Annotated in this window: 21 protein-coding genes; 12 read left to right on the top strand and 9 right to left on the bottom strand. The window is 76.0% G+C overall.

All coding sequences use genetic code 11. From position 1 onward, the window contains the following. Nucleotides 1–181: 181 nt before the first annotated feature. From ACFF45_RS26580 to ACFF45_RS26590, 3 genes are all read left to right on the top strand, one after another. Nucleotides 182–640: a hypothetical protein gene (locus tag ACFF45_RS26580; protein ID WP_381349038.1), complete on the top strand. Its 459-nt coding sequence runs from the start codon at nucleotides 182–184 to the stop codon at nucleotides 638–640. 7 nt (nucleotides 641–647) lie between these two features. Then, a complete protein-coding gene (locus tag ACFF45_RS26585) occupies nucleotides 648–905 on the top strand; it encodes a hypothetical protein (protein WP_381349039.1) in 258 nt (85 codons plus the stop codon). A 222-nt stretch (nucleotides 906–1,127) separates the two neighbouring features. Further along, the gene (locus tag ACFF45_RS26590) at nucleotides 1,128–1,412 is read left to right on the top strand and encodes a chaplin (RefSeq protein ID WP_381349040.1); all 285 of its coding nucleotides are present in this window, start codon (nucleotides 1,128–1,130) and stop codon (nucleotides 1,410–1,412) included. A 170-nt stretch (nucleotides 1,413–1,582) separates the two neighbouring features. Here the strand turns inward: ACFF45_RS26590 and ACFF45_RS26595 are convergent, their stop codons facing one another. The 8 genes from ACFF45_RS26595 to chpG all read right to left on the bottom strand — a co-directional run bounded on the left by ACFF45_RS26595 (nucleotide 1,583) and on the right by chpG (nucleotide 6,727). Beyond that, on the bottom strand, nucleotides 1,583–2,449 hold the full coding sequence (locus ACFF45_RS26595) for a tyrosinase family protein (RefSeq protein WP_381349041.1): 867 nt from the start codon (nucleotides 2,447–2,449) through the stop codon (nucleotides 1,583–1,585). Beyond that, on the bottom strand, nucleotides 2,433–2,915 hold the full coding sequence (locus tag ACFF45_RS26600) for a tyrosinase family oxidase copper chaperone (RefSeq protein ID WP_381349064.1): 483 nt from the start codon (nucleotides 2,913–2,915) through the stop codon (nucleotides 2,433–2,435). Before ACFF45_RS26600 ends, ACFF45_RS26595 begins: the two co-directional genes overlap by 17 nt. Before the next feature lie 175 nt (nucleotides 2,916–3,090). Then, entirely contained in the window at nucleotides 3,091–3,597 is a 507-nt protein-coding gene (locus ACFF45_RS26605) for a hypothetical protein (RefSeq protein ID WP_381349042.1), read from the bottom strand. Nucleotides 3,598–3,708: 111 nt separating this feature from the next. After that, the gene (locus tag ACFF45_RS26610; RefSeq protein ID WP_381349066.1) at nucleotides 3,709–4,323 is read right to left on the bottom strand and encodes a vitamin K epoxide reductase family protein; all 615 of its coding nucleotides are present in this window, start codon (nucleotides 4,321–4,323) and stop codon (nucleotides 3,709–3,711) included. Further along, a complete protein-coding gene (locus tag ACFF45_RS26615; protein ID WP_381349044.1) occupies nucleotides 4,323–4,823 on the bottom strand; it encodes a DUF5949 family protein in 501 nt (166 codons plus the stop codon). The genes ACFF45_RS26610 and ACFF45_RS26615 overlap by 1 nt, the downstream gene beginning before the upstream one ends. A 176-nt stretch (nucleotides 4,824–4,999) precedes the next feature. Continuing rightward, complete coding sequence (locus tag ACFF45_RS26620) at nucleotides 5,000–5,281, bottom strand: hypothetical protein (RefSeq protein ID WP_381349067.1); 282 nt, start codon at nucleotides 5,279–5,281, stop codon at nucleotides 5,000–5,002. A 162-nt stretch (nucleotides 5,282–5,443) separates the two neighbouring features. Then, entirely contained in the window at nucleotides 5,444–6,235 is a 792-nt protein-coding gene (locus tag ACFF45_RS26625; protein ID WP_381349045.1) for a hypothetical protein, read from the bottom strand. Nucleotides 6,236–6,487: 252 nt separating this feature from the next. Beyond that, nucleotides 6,488–6,727, bottom strand: coding sequence for a chaplin ChpG (gene chpG, locus ACFF45_RS26630; protein ID WP_381349047.1), 240 nt, complete (start codon nucleotides 6,725–6,727; stop codon nucleotides 6,488–6,490). A gap of 667 nt (nucleotides 6,728–7,394) precedes the next feature. On the opposite strand from chpG, the gene ACFF45_RS26635 reads away from it, so the two are divergent. Genes ACFF45_RS26635 through ACFF45_RS26670 form a run of 8 tightly spaced genes read left to right on the top strand, consistent with a single transcriptional unit; the run spans nucleotide 7,395 to nucleotide 16,741 of the window. Continuing rightward, nucleotides 7,395–8,564, top strand: a complete 1,170-nt coding sequence (locus ACFF45_RS26635; RefSeq protein WP_381349048.1) for a glycosyltransferase family 4 protein — start codon at nucleotides 7,395–7,397, stop codon at nucleotides 8,562–8,564. Continuing rightward, complete coding sequence (locus ACFF45_RS26640) at nucleotides 8,561–9,991, top strand: exopolysaccharide biosynthesis polyprenyl glycosylphosphotransferase (protein ID WP_381349049.1); 1,431 nt, start codon at nucleotides 8,561–8,563, stop codon at nucleotides 9,989–9,991. The genes ACFF45_RS26635 and ACFF45_RS26640 overlap by 4 nt, the downstream gene beginning before the upstream one ends. Before the next feature lie 6 nt (nucleotides 9,992–9,997). After that, a complete protein-coding gene (locus ACFF45_RS26645; RefSeq protein ID WP_381349051.1) occupies nucleotides 9,998–11,374 on the top strand; it encodes an O-antigen ligase family protein in 1,377 nt (458 codons plus the stop codon). Next, entirely contained in the window at nucleotides 11,371–13,077 is a 1,707-nt protein-coding gene (locus ACFF45_RS26650) for a lipid II flippase MurJ (RefSeq protein ID WP_381349053.1), read from the top strand. The genes ACFF45_RS26645 and ACFF45_RS26650 overlap by 4 nt, the downstream gene beginning before the upstream one ends. Further along, nucleotides 13,061–13,816 carry a polysaccharide deacetylase family protein gene (locus ACFF45_RS26655; protein WP_381349054.1) on the top strand — a complete coding sequence of 252 codons (756 nt, stop codon included), beginning with the start codon at nucleotides 13,061–13,063 and terminating at the stop codon, nucleotides 13,814–13,816. Before ACFF45_RS26650 ends, ACFF45_RS26655 begins: the two co-directional genes overlap by 17 nt. Then, nucleotides 13,816–14,979 (top strand): glycosyltransferase, encoded by a 1,164-nt coding sequence (locus tag ACFF45_RS26660; RefSeq protein WP_381349056.1) that lies wholly within the window; start codon nucleotides 13,816–13,818, stop codon nucleotides 14,977–14,979. The genes ACFF45_RS26655 and ACFF45_RS26660 overlap by 1 nt, the downstream gene beginning before the upstream one ends. Then, on the top strand, nucleotides 14,979–15,635 hold the full coding sequence (locus ACFF45_RS26665; protein WP_381349058.1) for a YveK family protein: 657 nt from the start codon (nucleotides 14,979–14,981) through the stop codon (nucleotides 15,633–15,635). Before ACFF45_RS26660 ends, ACFF45_RS26665 begins: the two co-directional genes overlap by 1 nt. After that, nucleotides 15,632–16,741 (top strand): GNAT family N-acetyltransferase, encoded by a 1,110-nt coding sequence (locus ACFF45_RS26670; protein ID WP_381349060.1) that lies wholly within the window; start codon nucleotides 15,632–15,634, stop codon nucleotides 16,739–16,741. Before ACFF45_RS26665 ends, ACFF45_RS26670 begins: the two co-directional genes overlap by 4 nt. A 31-nt stretch (nucleotides 16,742–16,772) precedes the next feature. Here ACFF45_RS26670 and ACFF45_RS26675 read toward each other — a convergent pair whose 3' ends face one another. Then, nucleotides 16,773–18,170, bottom strand: coding sequence for a glycoside hydrolase family 26 protein (locus ACFF45_RS26675; protein WP_381349061.1), 1,398 nt, complete (start codon nucleotides 18,168–18,170; stop codon nucleotides 16,773–16,775). Between the two features lie 199 nt (nucleotides 18,171–18,369). On the opposite strand from ACFF45_RS26675, the gene ACFF45_RS26680 reads away from it, so the two are divergent. Next, entirely contained in the window at nucleotides 18,370–19,557 is a 1,188-nt protein-coding gene (locus ACFF45_RS26680; RefSeq protein WP_381349062.1) for a carboxylate--amine ligase, read from the top strand. Nucleotides 19,558–19,626: the final 69 nt, after the last annotated feature.

The raw sequence follows: 19,626 nt of genomic DNA on the forward strand, positions 1-19,626 counted from the left end.
GCCCGGCGGTCGGGGGCCGAGCGCGGACAGGGCTCGCGACCATGAACGTTCCTGCTGGTCAGCCCCGCGGATCTCCTGATCACCGGCCGCAGTGAATCCGCGGAGAAACAGCAACCTGCGTCCGCCGAGCGCGTTGCTCCGGGTACTCATCGGGAGATCATCAGAAGGGGCCACCCGGGTCATGCACAACGTCAGGCACCTGCTCACAGCTCTGGCCACCGCAGGAGCCGTCATCCTCGGCACACCGGCCCCCGCGCACGCCGGGGCGATCGGCTCGACTCCGGTGCGCACCTTCGAGTACAGCGTGGGCGGCATGAACGTGAAGGTTCCGACCGGCTGCATGTTCACGCATGTCATCCGGGGGAGCGGCAGGAAGATCACCTACCAGAACGCCGGTGTCGACTGTGCCTTCGCGGCCGCACTGAGCAGCGGTTTCTGCAACTGGCGGATCGACTTCACGTACGCCGACACCAACAATCGCACCTATCGCACCGCACGTGGCAAGACTCACAGCGAGTGCAGGATCGACCCCATGCGGACCAACCCTCCGCAGACCCTGCCTCGTTATGGCAAGGCGTGCGCCCGCCTCCATGTCAACGGCGTGCGTCGCGTGAGTCAGTGCCATCACATCACGAAGTGAGCCGTTCATGATCGATCAGGGTCAGGGGCAGAAGCCGGAGCAGGGCTCTGGGAAGGCGGGGGACGCACGGCGTCGGCAGGTCGGGGGTGCGGGGTTTCTGGTGGGCGCGGTGGGGGCTCTCGTCTTCTTCGCCTTCTTCCCGGGGTTGCCGCACGTGATCGACTGGGGAGCGGTCCTGGTCGCCCTCGCCGTGGGCGCGGTCGCCCGGTGGGGATGTCTGGCGTGGATGTCGCGGAGGGCGGCCAGAAGGCCCGAGCGGAGGTAGACACGCCGGCCGCTGCCCGCACCCGCCCCCGCCACCAGGTGCGCGGCCCAGCCCGCAGGGCGCTCCGTCGTCCGTCACCCACCCCTCCGGCCCGCGCGTAACCCCTGTTCGGAAAGGGTGATCCGCAGATGATCACCGTGACCCGGTCCCGGTGGGCGCGTTGAACGGGGAGTCGGCGGCATGTCCTGCTGCCGCGCTTACCGAGTCAGTAAGGAGAACGTGATGTCACGCATCGCGAAGGCGGCCGGTGTCGCCCTCGGCACGGGTGCCATGGTCCTCGGCGGGGCCGGTCTCGCCCTGGCGGACGCGGATGCCCAGGGGGCTGCCGTCGGCTCGCCCGGCGTGGTGTCGGGCAACGTCGTCCAGATCCCGGTCCACGTGCCGGTCAACGTGTGCGGGAACACCATCGACGTCGTCGGGGTGCTGAACCCGGCCTTCGGCAACACCTGCCAGAACCTCAGCGACCACAAGGACGGCGGGAACAAGGCCGTCGGATACGGCAGCTGAGACGCGGTACACCACGGGGTACTGACCACGACCCGGCGAGGTACCGACCAGTACCCCGAGGTACCCACGTACCTCACGAGCCCCGGCACCCCCGAGCGCCGGGGCTCTTCCGCGCCCGCGCGGCCCCCGGACGGCCGGGGCCCGGACACCGACGCCCGGGGCCGGCCGGCTCAGCCGTACCGGTAGAACCGCCCGTGGTCCTCCAGCTGATCGGGCGTCACGTCCCACGGCGGCAGCGCCTCGTGCCGCGCCACCACCCGCCCGCGCTGCCGGTCGCCCCGTCCCGGCGGCCTCGCCGGCAGGTACCGGTGCTCACGGTGCCGCCGCTGCCAGCGCGACCACAGCAGGTCGACGAACGCGTGGTGCAGCCAGAAGACCGGGTCGTTGGCCGAGGCCCCGCCGACCATGGCCCCGCCGACCCACCGGTGCACCCGGTTGTGGTTCCGCCAGGACACGCTGCCCCGCCCGGCACCCCACCCCTCCAGCTTGTTGCGGAACCCCTTGCCCACAGTCGAGTCCCAGGGAGCGACGTCGTACACCGGGTCCTTGAGCGCCCACTCCACATCCCCCCTGGTGGGCAGTTCGATCGGGTCCCGGGACCGGCCGAGGTCCCGGGTCAGGAACTTCACGTCCGACACGTTCTCGTTGATCGTCCAGTTGCCCTCGGCGTACGCGAAGGGCCCGGTCGTCACCTGCCGGTCGGACCGCCGCCCGGTGCCGCCCAGCAGGTCCTTGGTCCAGGGCACCGAGCGCGCCGTGCGGTCACGGGTCCAGTCCCAGTACGGCACCGTCACCGACGGGTCCACCCGCTGCAACGCCCGCTCCAGCTCCAGCAGGAACTGCCGGTGCCAGGGCAGGAAGGACGGCGCCATGTGGGCCGTCCGCAGACCGTCCTCGCCGTCGGCGACGTAGTACTCGATGTGCGTCCGCACGAACTCGTCGTACTCGCCCCGCCGTTTCAGCCGCAGCAGCGCGTCGACGAACCGCCGCCTCTCGCTGCCGGTCAGCGTGCTGACGTCCTTACGCGTGTACGCCATGGTGCTCCCCTCCCGGCAGCGGCAGCCGCCCCGCCGGCCCCAGCTCGTCGACGGCCGCGCGGGCCGCCTCCAGGGGGGTGGGGTACGAGCAGTAGTGGTCGACCATGCTCAGCCAGGTGCCGTCCGCGCGGCGCATCAGGTGCAGCGGGCGCCCGTCCACGGTGACCCGGCTCCCGGCGCCGCGGATCCGGCGGCCGCGGTACGTCTCCTCGAACACCGCCCCGGCGGGTCGGCAGCCCGGCAGCGCCAGCACGGCGGCGACCGACGCGAGCAGCCCCCGTACGGCGTCCCGCCGCGAGCCCCATCCGAGGTCCCGCCCGGGGTCCCGCCCCGGGTCCCGCCCCGGGTCCCGCCCCGGGTCCCGCACCGCACCGCGCGCACCACCCGCCGCGTTCGCCGTTCCCGGTCGCGCGGCTCCGCCGCCTTCCCCGTCCACGGGCACCGCCCCCGTCACCGCCCCCGTCATCGCCCCCGTCATGGCCCCCGTCATCGTTCCCGCCGTCGCGCCGCTGACGACCATCCTGTGCTCCTCCTCCGGTTCGGTTGTCGTACCGGAGTAACCGCGCGGCACCCCGGCCGGTCACCGTCGCGGCCCGGACAGAACGCGGGCCCGGACCCCGCCGCCCGGGCCCGGTGCGTTCCTACAGCCCGGGGCCCGTCGCCAGGTTCGCGGCCGGCACCGTCCGCAGGGCCGGGGCCGGCACGCCGACCTCGGGCAGCTTCGGGTCGGGCAGGCCGAAGCGGTCGGGGGCGGTGAGCGGGGCGTCCACGTCCAGGCCGGGGGCCAGTGCGCGCAGGTCGGAGGCGGGCGCGGAGACGTCCAGGTGGTCGAAGCCGTCGGCGAGGAGCCGCGGCAGCGGGGCTCGCAGGTCCGCGCCGGGCAGCCCGCCGGAGACCGGCAGCTGCGGCAGCGCCCGCTCCGGGAGGAGGCGGCCCTCGACGTACCGCGGCCCCTCCGGCGAGCCCGGCTTCGGCGCCGGGATCTCCGCGCCGATGCGGGGCAGTTCCACGCCGAGGGCGGTCTCGGCGCCCTCCAGCGGCACGGGAACGGGGACCGCGGCGGCGGGGGACGCGGCGGCGGCACCGGTCGCGGCGGCCGCCATACACGTGAGCACTGCGGCGAGGGTTCCTCGGGTGGTCGGCTTCATCTCGGATGCGGTCCCTTCCGGCACTTCGGCGAGCTGTGCGTGCGTATCGGGTAACGAGCCGGGAAACAGCACCAGCGCACAATTCGCCCGACTGCCGGAGTAGTACGAGGGTCAGCTCGTCCAGAAGTCCCACCAGCGCGTCAGGATCAGCATGCCGACGACCGCGAGGTGCACCAGCGTCAGCAGCCACGTGAACTCGTCGAAGAACGTCCGTACCGGACGCGGGACGGGCAGGAACTCCCGCCGCACGGTGTACGACGTCACGTACCAGAACAGCGGGATGGTGGCCGCCCAGGCCAGCGCGCACCACAGGCACAGCGCGTTGATCCGGTACAGCGACTCGAACTGGAGCCAGGAGACGAACGCCACGCCGAACAGGCAGCCCGCGTCGAAGGCCAGCCAGTACCAGCGGGGGAAGGCCGCGCCGGCCAGCAGGCTGACGCCGACGCAGATCACCACGGCGTAGGCGGCCAGGCCGAGCATCGGGTTGGGGAACCCGAAGGCCGCGGCCTGGTCGCTCTCCATCACGCTGCCGCAGGACACCACCGGGTTCAGGCTGCATCCCGGCGTGAAGCCGGGGTCCTCCAGCAGCTTGAACTTGTCCAGGGTGATGACCCAGGAGGCCAGCAGCCCCGCCGCTCCGGTGAGCACCAGCAGCAGGGCGAACCCGCGCCCGGCGCCGGCGGTCCCGGTCCGGCGCGCGTGCTGGGCGGCGGCCTTCGCCATCACTGCCGCAGGCTGCGCGCGGGCAGGAGCAGATGCACGGAGGCCCGCACGGTCTCCTCGTCGCTGACGAACTCGCGCAGCGCGTCGGGGGTGACGGCCTCGCCGACCCGGGCCTCGGGCCAGGGGCGGGCGGTGAACAGCAGGTAGGCGTAGCCGCGTTCGGCGACGGCCGCGAGCCAGGCCGGCTGCACCGGGCACTGGGTGTTCAGGCGCGGCATGGTGACGACGGCCTGGCCGGCCACGACGAGCAGGTTGACCGGGAGGCTCGGCCGGGCGCCGCCGTCGATCACCTCTTCGCCGAGGGTCAGACCGGCCTCGTTCAGCAGTCCCGCGACGGCCGCGCTCGCGGCCTCGGGACCGTTCGGGGCGTCCCCGCGGGAGCAGGCGAGGAGGTAGGGCATGTCGTTGCCGTCCTCGACCTTCCCGGTCCACGGCATGATGACGAGCGTGCCCAGGTCGGCGGGGTGGAACGGGCGGGCTTCGCCGGGGGTTGTGGTCACCGCGCGACCTTATCCACGCGCCGGAGCCGGGCCGGCCGCGCTCTCACCCGAGCGGACCAGCGCCCCCGGGGGGTCCACCCGTACGAGGGACGCGCCCCGGAGACGGGCGAAGGGCCGATTCCGGAGGGGAGACGGAACCGGCCCTTCGGGCGCACGGCTGATGGACCTGGGCGGCCTCAGCGCCGCAGCGGCAGACCGCCTCGCAGCCCGCTCCTGTTCAGCGTGGTGGTGGCGTCCTTGACGTCGCTGAGCACGGAGTTCTTGTTCTCGGTGTCGAGCGCCTCCGACCGGTGCTTCAGCGGCATGACGTCGATGGGGCCCTTGGTGAGCGTGTTCACGGCGCCGTTGAGGCTGGTGGGCGTGAGGTCGGCGGGGTTGTGGGCGGCGAACGCGGGCGCGGAGGCACCCGCGACGACCAGGGACCCGGCAACGACAGCGGCGGCCTTCAGGGCCTTCATCGACTTCATCGACTTCATCGTGTTCCTTTCTTCGGCGGCCCGCGTTGCCGCGGGGAAGTCTGACGCCGTGCCCAACGATTTCCGCAAGGAGCGGAAACGGCGTTCCGCCTCCTCATCTGGCCGTCCCGGCGCAGCGGTCGGTGACCGCCGTGCCGGGACGGCTCAGGCCGCGGGCGTCTGCGCCGGCAGGCCGGGCAGCGCCGCCGGGCTCGACTCGGCGGACTGCTCGCCGCCCAGCAGATCGGTGACGAGGTCGATCAGGCCGTTCACCACGTCGGTGGCCGCCGGGATCACCTGGTCGACCAGGCCGGACGTGGCCGCGTCGAGCAGGTCGGCGATCACCTCCTGCAACGCGTCGCCCAGGCCTTCCTCCTCGGCGGACGACACCTCCACGTCCTCGGCGGCCTCGGAGTCCTCGTCGACGGCCGCGGGCAGGGTCGTCACCGCGGCGGCGGGAGCCGAGGGAGCGGCCGGAGCCGAAGGCACGGCGGGAGCGGCGGGGACCGAAGGGGCGGCCGGCGCCGACGGAGCGGCCGGCGTGGAGGGCGCCGCGGGAGCGGAGGGCGCCGCAGGGGTCGCGGCAGCGGCCGGAGCCGAGGGCAGCGCGGTGGACGGCGAGGGGGTGGCGGCGGGCGTCGACGGCGTCCCGGCCGCGATCTCCGCGATCGCCTCGCGCACCTCCTCCCCCAGCTCGGTCGCCTGCTGCTCGGAGAGCTGGCCGTTCTCCGCCGTGAGGACGGTGTCCAGCAGGCCGGTCACCGGGGTGAGGGGGGTGCCGAGACCGGCCAGGTACTCGACCTGCGGGAGCAGCGCGTCCGCGCCCGGGAGGGGGGTGGACGTGTGCGACCGGGCCGAGTCGTGGTCGGCTGCGACGGCAGCGGGGGCGGCGACGCCCAGGACGAGGGCGGCGCTGAGGGCGGAGGACGCGATACGCCGTACGGGCAGACCACGCATGGGCGTTCCTTTCGGTGGGGCGTCTGGTTACGCGTCCACCGTGCGAACGATCATCACACTCCGCAACCGGTCGGGCGTCACGGGTGATCGCCACGCCGCCCGCATCGCCGCTGATGAGAGGCGGCGTCGGGCACCGCGGTCCGGTCCGGTCCCCTTCCCCCATCGGGGGCGCTCCGCCACCGCGCACCCCGGTGCGCGAACCGGCCGCCCTCCCGCCGGGGAGAACGGCCGGCCACGGAGAGCGCGTCGGCGTCAGTCGTTGGCGCACTCGTTGCCGAACGCCGGGTTCAGCAGCCCGATGATGTCGACCGTGTTGCCGCACACGTTGACCGGGACGTGCAGGGGGGCCTGGACAACGTTGCCCGACAGCACGCCCGGGGAGTGGGCGGCGGCGGCCTGGGCGCCGCTGTCGGCGGCGGCCACGCCGGCGGTACCCGCCACCGTGGCGGCGGCGACGGAGGTCAGGACCAGGCCCTTCGCGATACGCGACATGGAGAGGTGCTCCTTGGGGTTGACACAAACATGCGGGCGGATGCCCGGCGCTGTGTCAACGCGCGGCGCGCACGGGAGTTGTGCCGCCAAGAGGGTGATCCCATCCCATCATCGAGCGGTTTTCACTTTTCCGACACACTTGTCCAATATCTGATGTTTGCCCTAAATGTCGCTAGAGTTGCCGGTCGTCCGCACATTTTTCGTACGCCCCCGCGTACGCACCCCTGGAGCACGCCTCGGAAAGGGCACGCCGGCCATGCGCAACATCCCGGGTCCGCCACCGCGCCGTGCGGCGGCGGGCGCTCTCGCGCCGACCGCGCACCTGCCGGGCCGGTCACCCGCAACGGTGAGCGCGGTCGCACGGGCGGCCGCCCCGCCGGGGCCGGTGACGCACTCCTCGATATCGCCGAGTCCGCCGACGACGTCCTGAATCCCCCCGCTCAGCGGGTGGGAGCGAGAACCCCGTCACAGACGGGCACGCCCGGCCCCGGCTCGTACGCGTGCATCCCCTCGGCGGGTTTCCCGATCAAACGATAACCAGTTGGCCATCCGGCTCGTTCCCCACCGGAACGCGGCCTGGCCCGTGTGCTGTTCGTCGCCGCCGGCATCCGGCCGTGAGGCGTATTCCCGCCCGTCCAGCGTCATCCGTGAGCGAGGAAGCCGCGCCATGCACCAGTCAGCCACCGACCCCCGGCCACGGGTCCTCCACGTCACGCAGCCCGTCGAGGGCGGGGTCGCGCGGGTGGTCGCGGACCTGACGCGGGCCCAGCTCGCCGACGGCCTGCGGGTCACCGTCGCCTGCCCGGACGGGGAGCTGGGCGGGATTCTCCGGCGGTCGGGGGCCGACGTACGGCACTGGCCCGCCACGCGTGCGCCGGGACCGTCGCTCACCGGTGAGGTACGGCGGCTGCGGCGGCTGGTCGCCGACGTGCGGCCCGACCTGGTGCACGCGCACAGCGCGAAGGCCGGGCTGGCCGGGCGGATCGCCGTACGGGGCCGGATCCCCACGGTGTTCCAGCCGCACGCCTGGTCGTTCGCGGCGGTCGGCGGGCCGGCCGCCGCGCTGGCGACGCGCTGGGAGCGGTTCGGGACGCGGTGGGCGCACCGGACGGTGTGCGTGAGCGAGGCGGAACGGCGGACCGGGCTGCGGGCCGGGATCGACGCCCGGTGGGCGGTCGTACCGAACGGGATCGACACCCGGCGCTTCCGTCCCGCCGCCGGTGCGGCCGCCCGCGCCTCGCTCGGACCCGGCGTCGATCCGCACGCCCCGCTGGTGGTCTGCGTGGGGCGGCTGTGCCGGCAGAAGGGACAGGACGTGCTGCTGGCCGCGTGGCCCTCCGTGCTCCGGCGGGTGCCGGGGGCGCGGCTGGTGCTGGTCGGCGACGGGCCCGGCCGGGACCGCCTGCGCGCCCCGGCGCCGGTGCGGTTCGCGGGGGCGGTCGCCGATCCCGCGCCCTGGTACCAGGCGGCCGACCTGGTCGTGCTGCCGTCGCGCTGGGAGGGCATGGCGCTGGCCCCGCTGGAGGCGATGGCCTGCGGCCGGCCCGTGGTGACGACGGACGTGGACGGCGCCCGCGAGAGCCTGCCGGCCGGGCTGGCACCGCACTGCCTGGTGCCGCCGGAGGATCCGGCCGCGCTGGCCGACGCGGTCGCCGCGCTGCTGCTCGACCCGCCGCTGCGCGACTCCCTCGGCCACCGGGCCCGCCGGCACGTGCTGGCCGCGCACGACGTACGGCATACCGCCGGGGCGGTGGCGGAGGTGTACCGCGCGCTCCTCGGCACCGGGACCGCGGGACCCGCCGCGTCCACCGAGTACAGGGAGTCCATCCACTCGTGACTGCGGAACGCACTGCGCACGGCACGGTCCCCTCCCCCGGCGCCCAGCCACGGGACCATCCACGTCCGACCGTCCCCGTCGTGCCCGCGCCCGCCCGCGGCGCCGCCGGGGGCCGCTTCCCGGCGAGACGGCCCGCGGATTGGCCGGCCTCGCCGGTGCCGCTGCTCGTCGCCGACCTCGGCGCGGCGGTGCTGGGCGCGCTGACGCTGGGCCGGTCCGGCCCGGCGGTCCTGCTGGTCCTCGCCGCGGCACTGCTGCGGCCGCACCGGCCGCCCCGGCTCGGACAGGGCGCGCTGGACGAGCTGCCCGCCGTGTGCGGCCGGGTCGCGGTGGCCGGGCTGGCGCTCGCCGCGCTCCTCGCCGCGGACCCCCCGGAGCGCGAGCTGCCGGCCGCCGTGCTCGCGCTCGGCTTCACCGTGCACGCCGCGGCGGACTGCGCCGGGCGTGCGCTGGTGCACTGGCGGCGCCGGGTCGCGCTGCTGCGGCAGCCGCGGGCCGCGCTGGTCGTCGGGCCCGCGGCGGCCGCGCAGCGGGTGGCGGGCGCCGTCCTGCGCCACCCGCGGTGCGGGGTGCGCCCGGTGGGGATCGTCGCCGACCAGGCGGACGGCGCCGCGGGGCTGCCGGTGCTGACCTGCGCCGAGGAGGTCCACCGGGCGCTCATCCAGAACGGCGTGCGGGACGTGCTGGTGGTCCACCCCGCCGTCCGCGCCCAGCACGGGCCGCTGCTGCGGGCGCTCGCCGAGTCCGGGTGCGCGGTGTGGGAGCTGGACGCGGACGCGCCGTGGTACCCGGCCCCGGAGCAGCTGGCCGGCTTCGCGTGCCGGCGGCTCCGGCCCGGCTCCGGGCGGCGCGCGGGCCTGCGCAAGCGGGTGCTGGACGTGGTGCTGTCCGGGTCGCTGCTGCTGGCGGCCGGCCCGCTGCTGCTGTTCTGCGCGCTCGTGCTGCGGATCAGCGAGGGGCCGGGCGTGGTCTTCCGGCAGGAGCGGATCGGCCGGGACGGCCGGCCCTTCACCCTGCTGAAGCTGCGCACCCACCGCCCGGCCGACGAGCACGAGTCGGCGACCCGGTGGAGCGTGGCGAACGAGCAGGCCATGCCGTGGTTCTGCCGCTTCCTGCGCCGCACCTCGCTGGACGAGCTGCTCCAGCTGTGGAACGTCCTGCGCGGCGACATGAGCATGGTCGGCCCGCGCCCGGAGCGCCCCTACTTCGTCGCCCAGTTCAGCCAGGCCCACCCCGGCTACGCGGCCCGTCACCGCATGCCGGCCGGGATCACCGGGCTCGCCCAGGTCAACGGGTTGCGCGGGGACACCTCGATCGAGGACCGGGCCCGGTTCGACAACGCGTACATCGACACCTGGTCGCTGTGGCAGGACGTGTGCATCCTGCTGCGCACGGCGGTCGCGCTCGTCCGTCCGACGGGGAGCTGAGCGCCGATGAGCCTCGCCGCGACCCCCGTGACGCCCCGGACGGCCTCCCCCGTGCTGCCCGTCGTGGCCGTGGTCGCCCTGCTGGGACTGCCGTCCGAGCCGGGCGGCGACGGCGGGGCGACCCCGGCCGACGCGCTCTGCGCGCTGGTGGTCGGGTTCTGCGCCGTACGGCTGCTGCGGCAGCGGCGGCGCCCCCTGTCCCGCACCGCCGCCGTGGTCCTCGGGCTGCCCGTCGTCGGGATCGCGGTGGCCGCGGCGGGCGCGGCGTCGCCGGAGGCCGGGCTGAGCGGGACGGTCCGCTACCTCCAGGTGTTCGTGCTGGTGCCGGCGGCCGTGCTGCTGCTGATCCGCGACCGGGGGGACTTCCGCCTGCTCGCCTGGTCGCTGGTGGCGCTCGCCGGGTGGCAGGGCGCGGTCGGCGTGCACCAGTACGTGACGGGGACCGGCGCCTCGTACCAGGGGCAGCCGATCCGGGCCGTGGGCACCTTCGGGCCGCAGGACGTCATGGGCATGGCGACCGTGGTGGCGTTCGGGGTGGTGTGCGCGGTCGGGCTGGCGCTCGGCCGCGCGCCCGTACGGCAGCGGGTGGTCGCCGTGGGATGCGCGCTGGCGCTGCTGGTGCCGCTCGCGCTCTCCTTCAGCCGGGGCGCGTGGATCGCCACCGCGGTGACCTGCGCGGTGCAGTCGGCGCTGGCCGGGGCGCGGCACGCGCTGCGGGCGGGCGCGGTGACGGTCGCGGCCGGGGTGGTGCTGGTCGGCGGCCTCGGAGTGGGTACGGCGCTGCTGCAGGAGCGGATCGCGAGCATCACGCAGGTCACCGACGCGCCCGACCAGTCGGTCACCGACCGGTACACCCTGTGGGCGGCGGCGACCGGCATGTGGCGGGACCGGCCGCTGACCGGGGTGGGGCTGAAGGCCTTCCCCGAGTACCGCGACGCCCACGCCTCGCTCGCGCTGTCCGCGGCCGGCGACACCGAGGGCGCGGGCGCGGCCTTCCGCAGGCAGCCGCTGCTCTCCCCGCACAACATGTACCTGCTGGTACTCAGCGAGCAGGGGCTGATCGGGCTGCTGACGCTCGCCGGGAGCTGGCTGGCGCTGCTGGTGTGCGCGGTGCGGGGCCTGGCGCGGGCGCGCGCCCGGGCCCGGACGCACGGCGGCCCCGGCGGACTCGACTGCGCACTGGTCTCCTGCGGTCTGCTGGTCTGGCAGCTGACCGACTTCCTGTACGCCGACATCGGCGGGCCCTCGACCGTGCTGACCGCCGTCTGCCTGGGCCTGGCGGCCTGGTGGGCGCTGGCCGGCGGGTGCGCCGAGGAGCCGCCCGGGCGCGCCCCGGGGCGGGCGCGGGCCGGCCGGCACCCGCGAGAGGCACCGGCACGATGAACGTGACGCCGCCCCGTACCCCGCGGTCCGCCCGCCCCACCGTGCCCCGCGCACGGCGCGTGCCGCCTCTCGGGGACGGCGCCGAACCGCCCGCGGACTCCCGCACCTTCCTGGCCAGGGCCGCCCTGCTCACCGCGGCGCTCTCCGTGGCGGGCGCGCTGCTGGGGCTCGCGCGCGACCAGGCGCTGGCCCGGCTGTTCGGGGCGGGCGGTGAGACGGACGCGTTCCTGGTCGCCTGGACGGTGCCGGAGTTCGCGGCCACGCTGCTGATCGAGGACGGGCTGGCCCTCGTGCTGATCCCGGCGTTCAGCCTGGCGCTGTCCCGCCGGGCGCGGGGCGCGTCCGGCGACCCGGTGCGGGCCCTGGTCGCCGAAACCCTGCCCCGGCTGTCGCTCGCCCTGGTCACCGCCGGCGGGCTGGTCGTGGCCGGTGCCCCCGCCCTGGTCGGCGCCCTGGCGCCCGGCCTGCCCGACCCGGCGCTCGCCGTCGACTGCACCCGGCTCACGGCGACCTGCGTGCTGAGCTTCGGACTCGCCGGGTACTGCAGCGCGGCGCTGCGGGCGCACCGCCGCTTCCTGGCGCCGGCCGCGATCTACGTCGCCTACAACACCGGCGTCATCGCGGTGATGGCGGTGCTCGGCGGGCGCTGGGGGGTGCGCTCGGCCGCGGCCGGGGTCGCGGCCGGCGGCTGCCTGATGGTGGCGGTGCAACTTCCGGTGCTGCTGAGGCAGTTGCGCGGGAAAGGTGCCGGCGGGCCGGAGGAGGACGGTGCGCCGCAGCGCCGGACGGGGCTCGCGCTGGTCTGCGCGGTGCTGCTGTTCGCGCTGTGCCGCCAGTCCCAGGTCCTCGTCGAGCGGTTCCTCGCCTCGCACCTGGACCCCGGGGCCATCTCGCACCTGAACTACGCCCAGAAGGTGGCGCAGATCCCGATGACCCTGTCGCTGATGCTCTGCACGGTCACCTTCCCGGTGGTCGCGCGGGCCCTGGCCGACGGGGACACCGGGCGGGCCCGCGAGCGGGTCGAACGGGACCTGGCGCTGGCCGCGTCCGTCGTGCTGCTGGGTGCCGCCACGGTCGTCGCGTGCGCTCCGCAGATCATCCAGGTGCTCTTCCAGCGGGGCGCGTTCACCGCCCAGGACACGGCCGCGACGGCGGCCGTCATGCGGGTCTACGCCCTCGGCCTGCTCGCCCAGACCCTGGTCGGCGCGCTGGTGCGCAGCTACTTCTCGGACGGCCGCCCCAGCTGGTACCCGCCGGCCGCGATGACGGCGGGCGTCGCCGCGACGGCCGGCGCCGGGGCGTGGGCGGTGGGGCCGTGGGGGGTGAGCGGCATCGCCGCGGCGAACGCGGCGGGGATCACGCTGACGGCGGTGCTGCTGCTCGGCGGGGCGCGGGCGGGCGGCGGTCGCGGCGGGGCACGGGACGCCTCCGGGCGCGCGGCCCGCACCGTCGTCCCGCTCCGCCTGCGCCATGTGCTCATGGACCTCGGCCGGCCGCTCGCCGCCGCCGTCGCCGCGGCCGCCGCGGGCCTCCTCGCCGCGAGCCGGTTCGCCGCGCCCCTGCCCGGGCTGCTCCTCGGCGGCCTCACCGTGGCCGTGGTCTTCGTCCTGCTCGGCCGGGTGCTGGGCGAGCAGGGTGTCGCGGCCGCGCTCCGTTCCGTTCGTTCCGTGACCGGAAGGCTCCCGTATGTCCGTTCCCGTTGACAGCCGCACCCGCGCCGTCCGCTCCCCGGCCCCGGTCCCCTGGGTGGTGATGTACCACTCCGTGGGCGACTGTTCGGACGACCCCTACCGCATCACCGTCACCCCGGACCGGCTGGACCGGCAGCTCGGCTGGCTGCGCCGGCGCGGGCTGCGGGGCGTGTCCGTGGCCGAGCTGCTCGCCGCCCGCGCCCGGGGCGAGGACCAGGGCCTCGTCGGGCTGACGTTCGACGACGGGTACGCCGACTTCGTCGACGCCGCCCTGCCGGTGCTGCGCCGCCACGACTGCGGCGCCACCCTCTTCGTCCTCCCGGGCCGCCTCGGCGGAGAGAACACCTGGGACCCGCTCGGCCCGCGCAAGCCGCTGCTGACCGCCGACGGCGTCCGCCGCGCGGCCGCGCAGGGCGTCGAGATCGGGTCGCACGGGCTGACCCACCTCGACCTGACGCGGGCCGACGACGTCACGCTGAAGACGGAGACCGTGGAGAGCAAGTTGGCGCTCGCGGAGGTGACCGGCGCTCCGGTCGCCGGTTTCTGCTACCCGTACGGCACGGTCGACCGGCGCGCGGCCGACGCCGTGCGGGAGGCCGGGTACGGCTACGCCTGCGCGATCGACCCCGGCCCGCTCACCGGTCCGCACGCCCTGCCCCGGGTGCACCTCGGGCAGCGGGACACCGCCCTGCGGCTGCTGCTGAAGTACAAGCTGCACCGGCTGCGCCGCCGTCCGGTGGAGGGCGTGTGATGAAGGCCCTGCACGTCATCACCGGCCTCGGGGTCGGCGGCGCCGAGCAGCAACTGCGGCTGCTGCTGCGGCACCTCCCGCTCGACTGCGACGTGGTGACCCTCACCAATCCGGGCCCGGTCGCCGACGGCCTGGTCGCCGACGGGGTACGCGTCACCCACCTCGGCATGGCCGGCAACCGGGACCTCGGCGCCCTGCCCCGGCTCACCCGCCTCATCCGCGCCGGCGGCTACGACCTGGTGCACACCCACCTCTACCGGGCCTGCGTCTACGGCCGTCCCGCCGCCCGCCTCGCCGGGGTCCGGGCGGTCGTCGCCACCGAGCACTCCCTGGGCGCCTCCCAGATGGAGGGCCGCCGCCTGACCGCCGGCGTCCGCGCGCTGTACCTGGCCAGTGAGCGGCTGGGCCGGACCACGGTCGCCGTCTCCCCCACGGTCGCGCGGCGGCTGCGGGACTGGGGCGTCCCGGCCGGCCGGATCGAGATGGTGCCGAACGGCGTCGACCTCGCCCGGTTCCGCTTCGACCCGGCCCGGCGGCGGCGCACCCGCCGGCGGTTCGGCCTGCCGGAGACCGCGTACGTGCTCGGCGCGGTCGGGCGCCTCGCCGCCGGCAAGCGCTTCGACGTCGCCGTCCGGGCCCTGGCCCGGCTCCCCGCGGACCACTGGCTGCTGCTGGTCGGCGGCGGCCCCGAGGAGCAGGTGCTGCGCCGCACCGCGCGGGAGGCCGGGGTCGCCGACCGGGTGCTGTTCACCGGCGAACGCCCCTGCCTCCCGGACGGCTCCGCCGGTCCCGACCTGCCGTCCCTCACCGCGGCGATGGACCTGCTGGTCTCCCCGTCCGCCGAGGAGGCGTTCGGGCTCGCGGTGGTGGAGGCGCTGGCGGCCGGGCTGCCCGTCGTGCACGCCTCCTGCCCGGCGATCGAGGACCTGCCCGCGCACACCGCCCCGGCCGCCCGCCGGGTGACCGGCGGCGCCGAGGAGTTCGCCCGCGCCGTCGCCGAGGTCCGGGCGGCCGGGCCGCGGCCCCGCACCGCGCCCGAGGCGGCCCGGCACTACTGCGTCACCCGCAGCGCCGCCCGGCTCATGGACGTCTACACGACCGCGCTCGCCGCCCCGCCCGAGGCGGCGCCCTCGTCACCGTCACCCCAGGGAGTCAGTTCGTGATGACCGAGAACCCCACCGGACAGCACCGCCCGGCCGGCCCGCGGGCCCGCGTCCGGGCGCTGCCGCCCTGGACCCTGCTCGCGGCCGGCGTGGTCGCCGGGGGGCTGGCCGGCGGTGCGTACGGCGCGCTGAAGACCCCGGCGTACACGGCCACCAGCTACGTCGTCGCCGTGCCGGCCGAGCACGCCGACCCGGAGGCCGCGCTGGGCTTCGCGCAGGCCTACGGCCGGGTCGCCACGCAGGTCGCGGTGCTCGGGGACGCCCAGGTGTGGGCGGGGGTGCCGGCGCGGACGCTGCGGGACAGCGTGCGGACGGCGACCTCGCCGGACGCGCCGATGGTCGCGGTCAGCGCCACCTCCTCGCGGCCCGGCCTCGCCGCCGACATGGCCAACGCCGTGGCCCGCGCGCTGACCCGGCACGCGGGCGACACCGCGGGCGCCACCCGCGTGGAGCTCCAGCAGTTCGCCCGCGCCACCGAGCCGGCCGAACCGTCCTCCGCCTCCCCCGCGCTGACCGGCCTGGTCGGCGCGAGCGCGGGCGGTCTGCTCGGCGGGCTGGCGCTGCTGGTCCGGCCCCGGCGCGACGCCGACGGCCCGGGCCGCCCCGTCTCGGTGCCGGGCCCGGCCGTCGCCGCCGACGCGCACGGCACACCGTGACGCCGGGGTACCGCGCCGAAGTCGTCACCGAGGAGACCGCCTTCGCCGGCCTCGCCCCCGCCTGGGGCCGCCTGTACGGGCGGTCGCCCACCGCCACGCCGTTCCAGAGCCACGCCTGGCTGCACTCGTGGTGGCTGTCGTACGGCAGGCCCGGGCGGCTGCGGGTGGTGCTGGTGCGCGCGGGCGGCGAACTCGTCGCAGCCGCCCCGCTGATGCGGGTGACGCGTCCCGTCCCGTCGCTGGTGCCGCTGGGCGGGGCGATCTCCGACTACGCGGACGTGCTGCTGGACGCGGCGCACGCGGCGGCGGCGCCGGCCGCGCTCGCCGAGGGGCTCGCGGCGGCCGCGCGCACCGCGCTGATCGACTTCCGCGAGGTCCGGCCGGGGGCCGCGGCGGAGCGGGTGTACGAGCGCTGGCGGGGGCCGCGGCGCCGGGTGAGCGACTCGCTCTGCCTGGAGCTGCCCGCCGTTCCCATGGCGGACCTGGTGGCCCGGCTGCCGTCGGCCAAGGCGCAGCAGCGGGCCCGGGCCAAGCTGCGCAGGCTGCGCGCGCTGGGCGTCGAGCGGAGTGTCGTGCGGCCGGACGAGGTGGAGCGGGCACTGCGGCGGCTGCTGGAGCTGCACCGGTTGCAGTGGCAGGGGCGGAAGGTGACGGCCGAGCATCTGCGGCCGCGGTTCCGGGACCACCTGGTGCGCTCGGTGGCGGAGATGGCGCGCACCGGTGACGCGGTGGTCACCGAGTTCCGGCTGGACGACGACGTGGTGGCGGTCGACCTGACGCTGGTGTCGGGGCGGCTGACGGGCGGATACCTGTACGGCGCCCATCCGCGGCTGCGGGAGCGCAAGGCGGACGTGGCGGTGATGCTGCTGGAGGCCTGCGCCGAGCGGGCCCGCGGCGGCCCGCCGGGCACGCTGAGCCTGCTGCGCGGCAACGAGCCGTACAAGCACCACTGGCGTCCCGTGCCCGTCGTCAACCAGCGGCTGCTGCTGGCCCGGCGGCACACCGCGCCGCTGCTGGCGGCGGTGGTGTACGGGGCCGGTGTGCGGCTGCGCGGCAAGGAGCTGCTGCGCCGGCGGACGGGGCGTACCGGTGGCGGCGGGTCCTGAGGGGGCCCGCCGCCACCGGCGGCGCGCCGGGTCAGCCGATCCGCGACCACCCGTCGAGCCGCACGCAGGGCTTCCCGCCGAGCCAGTGCTCCACCCAGTCGCCCAGCTCCACCGGCGAGCAGGGGTCCGGGGCGGCGGCGGGCGGCGTGACCGGCGCGGGCTGGGCCGGCTGGGTGGGCCGCGGGGTGGGCGTGGGCGACGCGGGCGCGGACCGGGTGGGCCGCGGCTGCTGCGGGGCGGCGGCGTCGGTGCGGCCGGTGAGCAGCGTCCGGTACACGGCGGCGGCCCTGGGGTTGTCGTCGCACTGCCAGACGCCGTGCGGGCAGTAGTCGGTCAGCGTGTTGTAGAGCGGTCTGTGCTTGTCCATCCAGGCGAGCATGCCGCGCACGTACGCGGGGTTGTCGCCGTTGCGGAACAGTCCCCACTCCGGGTAGGAGATCGCCTTGCCGTGGGCCCGGGCGAACTCCACGTGCTCGCGGAGCCCGTAGGGCTCGTCCACCTGTTCGTCGAAGGAGAGTCCGGCCGGCTGGTCGTAGGCGTCCATGCCGATGACGTCGACCGTGTCGTCCCCCGGGTAGCACCGCGTCCAGGGAACGGCGTCGCGGCCGCGGCTCGGGGTGAAGTCGAAGCGGAACCTCTGGCCCGGCACCGCGCGCATGGCGGTGACGATCCTGTTCCAGTACTGCTTCCAGGCCTGCGGGTCGGGTCCGCAGCGATGGCTGTAGGTGATGCCGTTCATCTCCCAGCCGAGGACGATCACCGTGTCCGGCACCCTCAACTCGACCAGCCGCTCGGCGAGCGCCCGGAAGTGGCGGTCGAACTCCCCGGCCGCGCCCTGTCGCAGCAGCGCCCGGACCTCGGCGTCGGAGAGGCCCTCCTCGTTGCGCTCCAGCATGGGCACGTTGAGCACGAAGAGCCGGTCGTCCGCGGCGTTGCGCCAGTCGGCCCACGCCTCCAGGAAGGTGGGGGCGCCCGCGATGTTGCTCCACAGGTCGCCCGGCAGATAGGTGTGCCCGACGCGCAGGTCGGCACCGCCCAGCCAGCGGCTGAGCTCTTCGATCCGGTGCACGCCGGGTTCGCCGTAGTGGAGGTAGGCGCCGAAGGCGGGGAACTGCTTGACGGACCCGACCGCGGGGACCGGTGGGATCGGTGGGAGGGACGGGAGCCCCGGGATCGAGGGGACCGGCGGGACCGAGGGGGCGGCCGGGCCACCCGGCACGTCCGGCTTCGGGGGCGAGGGCCGGGTGCCGGTCCGGCCGGGCGTGGGGGCGGTGGGCGCCGTGGACGAGGCAGCCGGCGGGTCGGGGACCACCGTCACCCCCAGGCCCAGGGCGATTCCGGGGCCGGTGGCCAGGGCGGCCGACGCGACCAGCGTCGCCGCGAGGCACACCGGCCACCGGGGCCGGGCCCGGCGCTGCTGAGCGGCCATGCCTGCTCCTTCCTGCGCTCCCGCACCGGCCGCCGGCCGACGCGCTGCCGGCGGGCGGCGACGGTGCCGTCTCGTCCGATGGCTTCCCCCGTCCGTCCACTGACACTCAGTCATGTCGAGGTGCGACCCGCCAGTGCGGGTGCGGCGTCCGAGTGCCGCGCTCGCCCGCACGGGTGAAACGACCGAAGGAGTTAACACCGTGCCGTTGTTCGACCTCCGCGTGCCCGCGGTCCTGCTGCGGATCGACCGCAACCCCTTCCACCACGGGACCCTCGGCGCCGTCCGCTCACTGGGCCGGGCCGGGGTGGAGGTGCACGTGGTCGCCGACTGCGCGGCGAGTCCGGTCCGCACGTCCCGTTTCGTACGGCGGTTGCATCCGCCGCCCGGGCCGGACGCGTCCCCGGCCGACGTCGCCGCGGTGCTGCGCCGGGTCGCCGCCGAGATCGCCCGGCCCGCCGTGCTGATCGCGCTGGACGACGCGAGCGCCGTCGCGGTGGGCCGCCTGCGCGCGGCGCTCGCCCCCGCCTACCTGCTCCCCGCGATGCCGGCCGGCCTGTCCGAACGCGTCGCCGACAAGGCCGAACTCGCCGCCACCTGCACCGCGTTGGGCCTGCCCCATCCCCGCACGCTGGTCCCCGACAGCGCCGGCCGGGCCGCCGAGGCCACCCGGCGGCTCGGGCCGCCCGTGGTGGCGAAGTGGAGCCGCCCCTGGCTGCTGCCCACCGCCGGTGACCTGCGCAGCACGGTGCTGGTGCACTCCCCGCGGCAGGCGCGGGAGCTGTACGCGCGCTCGGCGGAGGCGGGCAGCCGGCTGCTGCTGCAGGAGTTCCTGCCGCCGGGCCCCGACCGCGACTGGTTCTTCCACGGGTACGCCGACCGCTCCGGCGCCGTCCGGGCCGGCGGCCCCGGCCGCAAACTGCACGCCTGGCCGCGGACCGCGGGCCTGACGGCGGTCGGTGAGTGGACCCCCAACCCCGAGGTGCGCTCCCTCGCCGAACGGCTCACCGGCGCCCTCGGCTACCGCGGCATCCTGGACCTCGACTTCCGCCGCTGCGGCAGGACCGGGCGCTACCACCTGCTCGACTTCAACCCGCGCCCGGGAGCGCAGTTCCGGCTCTTCACCGACACCGCCGGAGTGGACGTGGTCCGCGCGCTGCACCTGGACCTGACCCACCGTCCGGTTCCGGACGGCGCGCCCCGGCCGGGCCGGGCGTTCGTGGTGGAGAACTACGCCCCGCTGACCATCCTGCGCCCGGCCCCCGGCGGCCGCGAGCTGGCCTGGCACGCCCGCGACGACCTCGCCCCCGGCCTGGCGATGAGCGCCCTGTGGACCCGGCACGTGCTGCGCCGGCTGCGCGGGCGGCTGCGGCTGCCCGGCCGGAGCTGACCCGGCGGCCGGGCGGGTGCGGTGGCCAGAACGCCGCGCCCCGGGTGACGATGGGTCGTCACCCGGGGC

Source organism: Streptomyces cinereospinus (assembly GCF_042430725.1).
Classification (GTDB): Bacteria; Actinomycetota; Actinomycetes; order Streptomycetales; family Streptomycetaceae; genus Streptomyces; species Streptomyces cinereospinus.

Excerpts from the sequence above, each read along its gene's own strand:
- ACFF45_RS26660 (WP_381349056.1), top strand. The coding sequence starts at position 13,816 with ATGAAGGCCCTGCACGTCATCACCGGCCTCGGGGTCGGCGGCGCCGAG.
- ACFF45_RS26605 (WP_381349042.1), bottom strand. The coding sequence starts at position 3,597 with ATGAAGCCGACCACCCGAGGAACCCTCGCCGCAGTGCTCACGTGTATG.
- ACFF45_RS26665 (WP_381349058.1), top strand. The coding sequence starts at position 14,979 with ATGACCGAGAACCCCACCGGACAGCACCGCCCGGCCGGCCCGCGGGCC.
- ACFF45_RS26600 (WP_381349064.1), bottom strand. The coding sequence starts at position 2,915 with ATGACGGGGGCGGTGACGGGGGCGGTGCCCGTGGACGGGGAAGGCGGC.
- ACFF45_RS26585 (WP_381349039.1), top strand. The coding sequence starts at position 648 with ATGATCGATCAGGGTCAGGGGCAGAAGCCGGAGCAGGGCTCTGGGAAG.
- ACFF45_RS26635 (WP_381349048.1), top strand. The coding sequence starts at position 7,395 with ATGCACCAGTCAGCCACCGACCCCCGGCCACGGGTCCTCCACGTCACG.
- ACFF45_RS26655 (WP_381349054.1), top strand. The coding sequence starts at position 13,061 with ATGTCCGTTCCCGTTGACAGCCGCACCCGCGCCGTCCGCTCCCCGGCC.
- ACFF45_RS26675 (WP_381349061.1), bottom strand. The coding sequence starts at position 18,170 with ATGGCCGCTCAGCAGCGCCGGGCCCGGCCCCGGTGGCCGGTGTGCCTC.
- ACFF45_RS26590 (WP_381349040.1), top strand. The coding sequence starts at position 1,128 with ATGTCACGCATCGCGAAGGCGGCCGGTGTCGCCCTCGGCACGGGTGCC.
- ACFF45_RS26580 (WP_381349038.1), top strand. The coding sequence starts at position 182 with ATGCACAACGTCAGGCACCTGCTCACAGCTCTGGCCACCGCAGGAGCC.
- ACFF45_RS26625 (WP_381349045.1), bottom strand. The coding sequence starts at position 6,235 with ATGCGTGGTCTGCCCGTACGGCGTATCGCGTCCTCCGCCCTCAGCGCC.
- ACFF45_RS26645 (WP_381349051.1), top strand. The coding sequence starts at position 9,998 with ATGAGCCTCGCCGCGACCCCCGTGACGCCCCGGACGGCCTCCCCCGTG.
- ACFF45_RS26610 (WP_381349066.1), bottom strand. The coding sequence starts at position 4,323 with ATGGCGAAGGCCGCCGCCCAGCACGCGCGCCGGACCGGGACCGCCGGC.
- ACFF45_RS26620 (WP_381349067.1), bottom strand. The coding sequence starts at position 5,281 with ATGAAGGCCCTGAAGGCCGCCGCTGTCGTTGCCGGGTCCCTGGTCGTC.
- ACFF45_RS26595 (WP_381349041.1), bottom strand. The coding sequence starts at position 2,449 with ATGGCGTACACGCGTAAGGACGTCAGCACGCTGACCGGCAGCGAGAGG.
- ACFF45_RS26650 (WP_381349053.1), top strand. The coding sequence starts at position 11,371 with ATGAACGTGACGCCGCCCCGTACCCCGCGGTCCGCCCGCCCCACCGTG.
- chpG (WP_381349047.1), bottom strand. The coding sequence starts at position 6,727 with ATGTCGCGTATCGCGAAGGGCCTGGTCCTGACCTCCGTCGCCGCCGCC.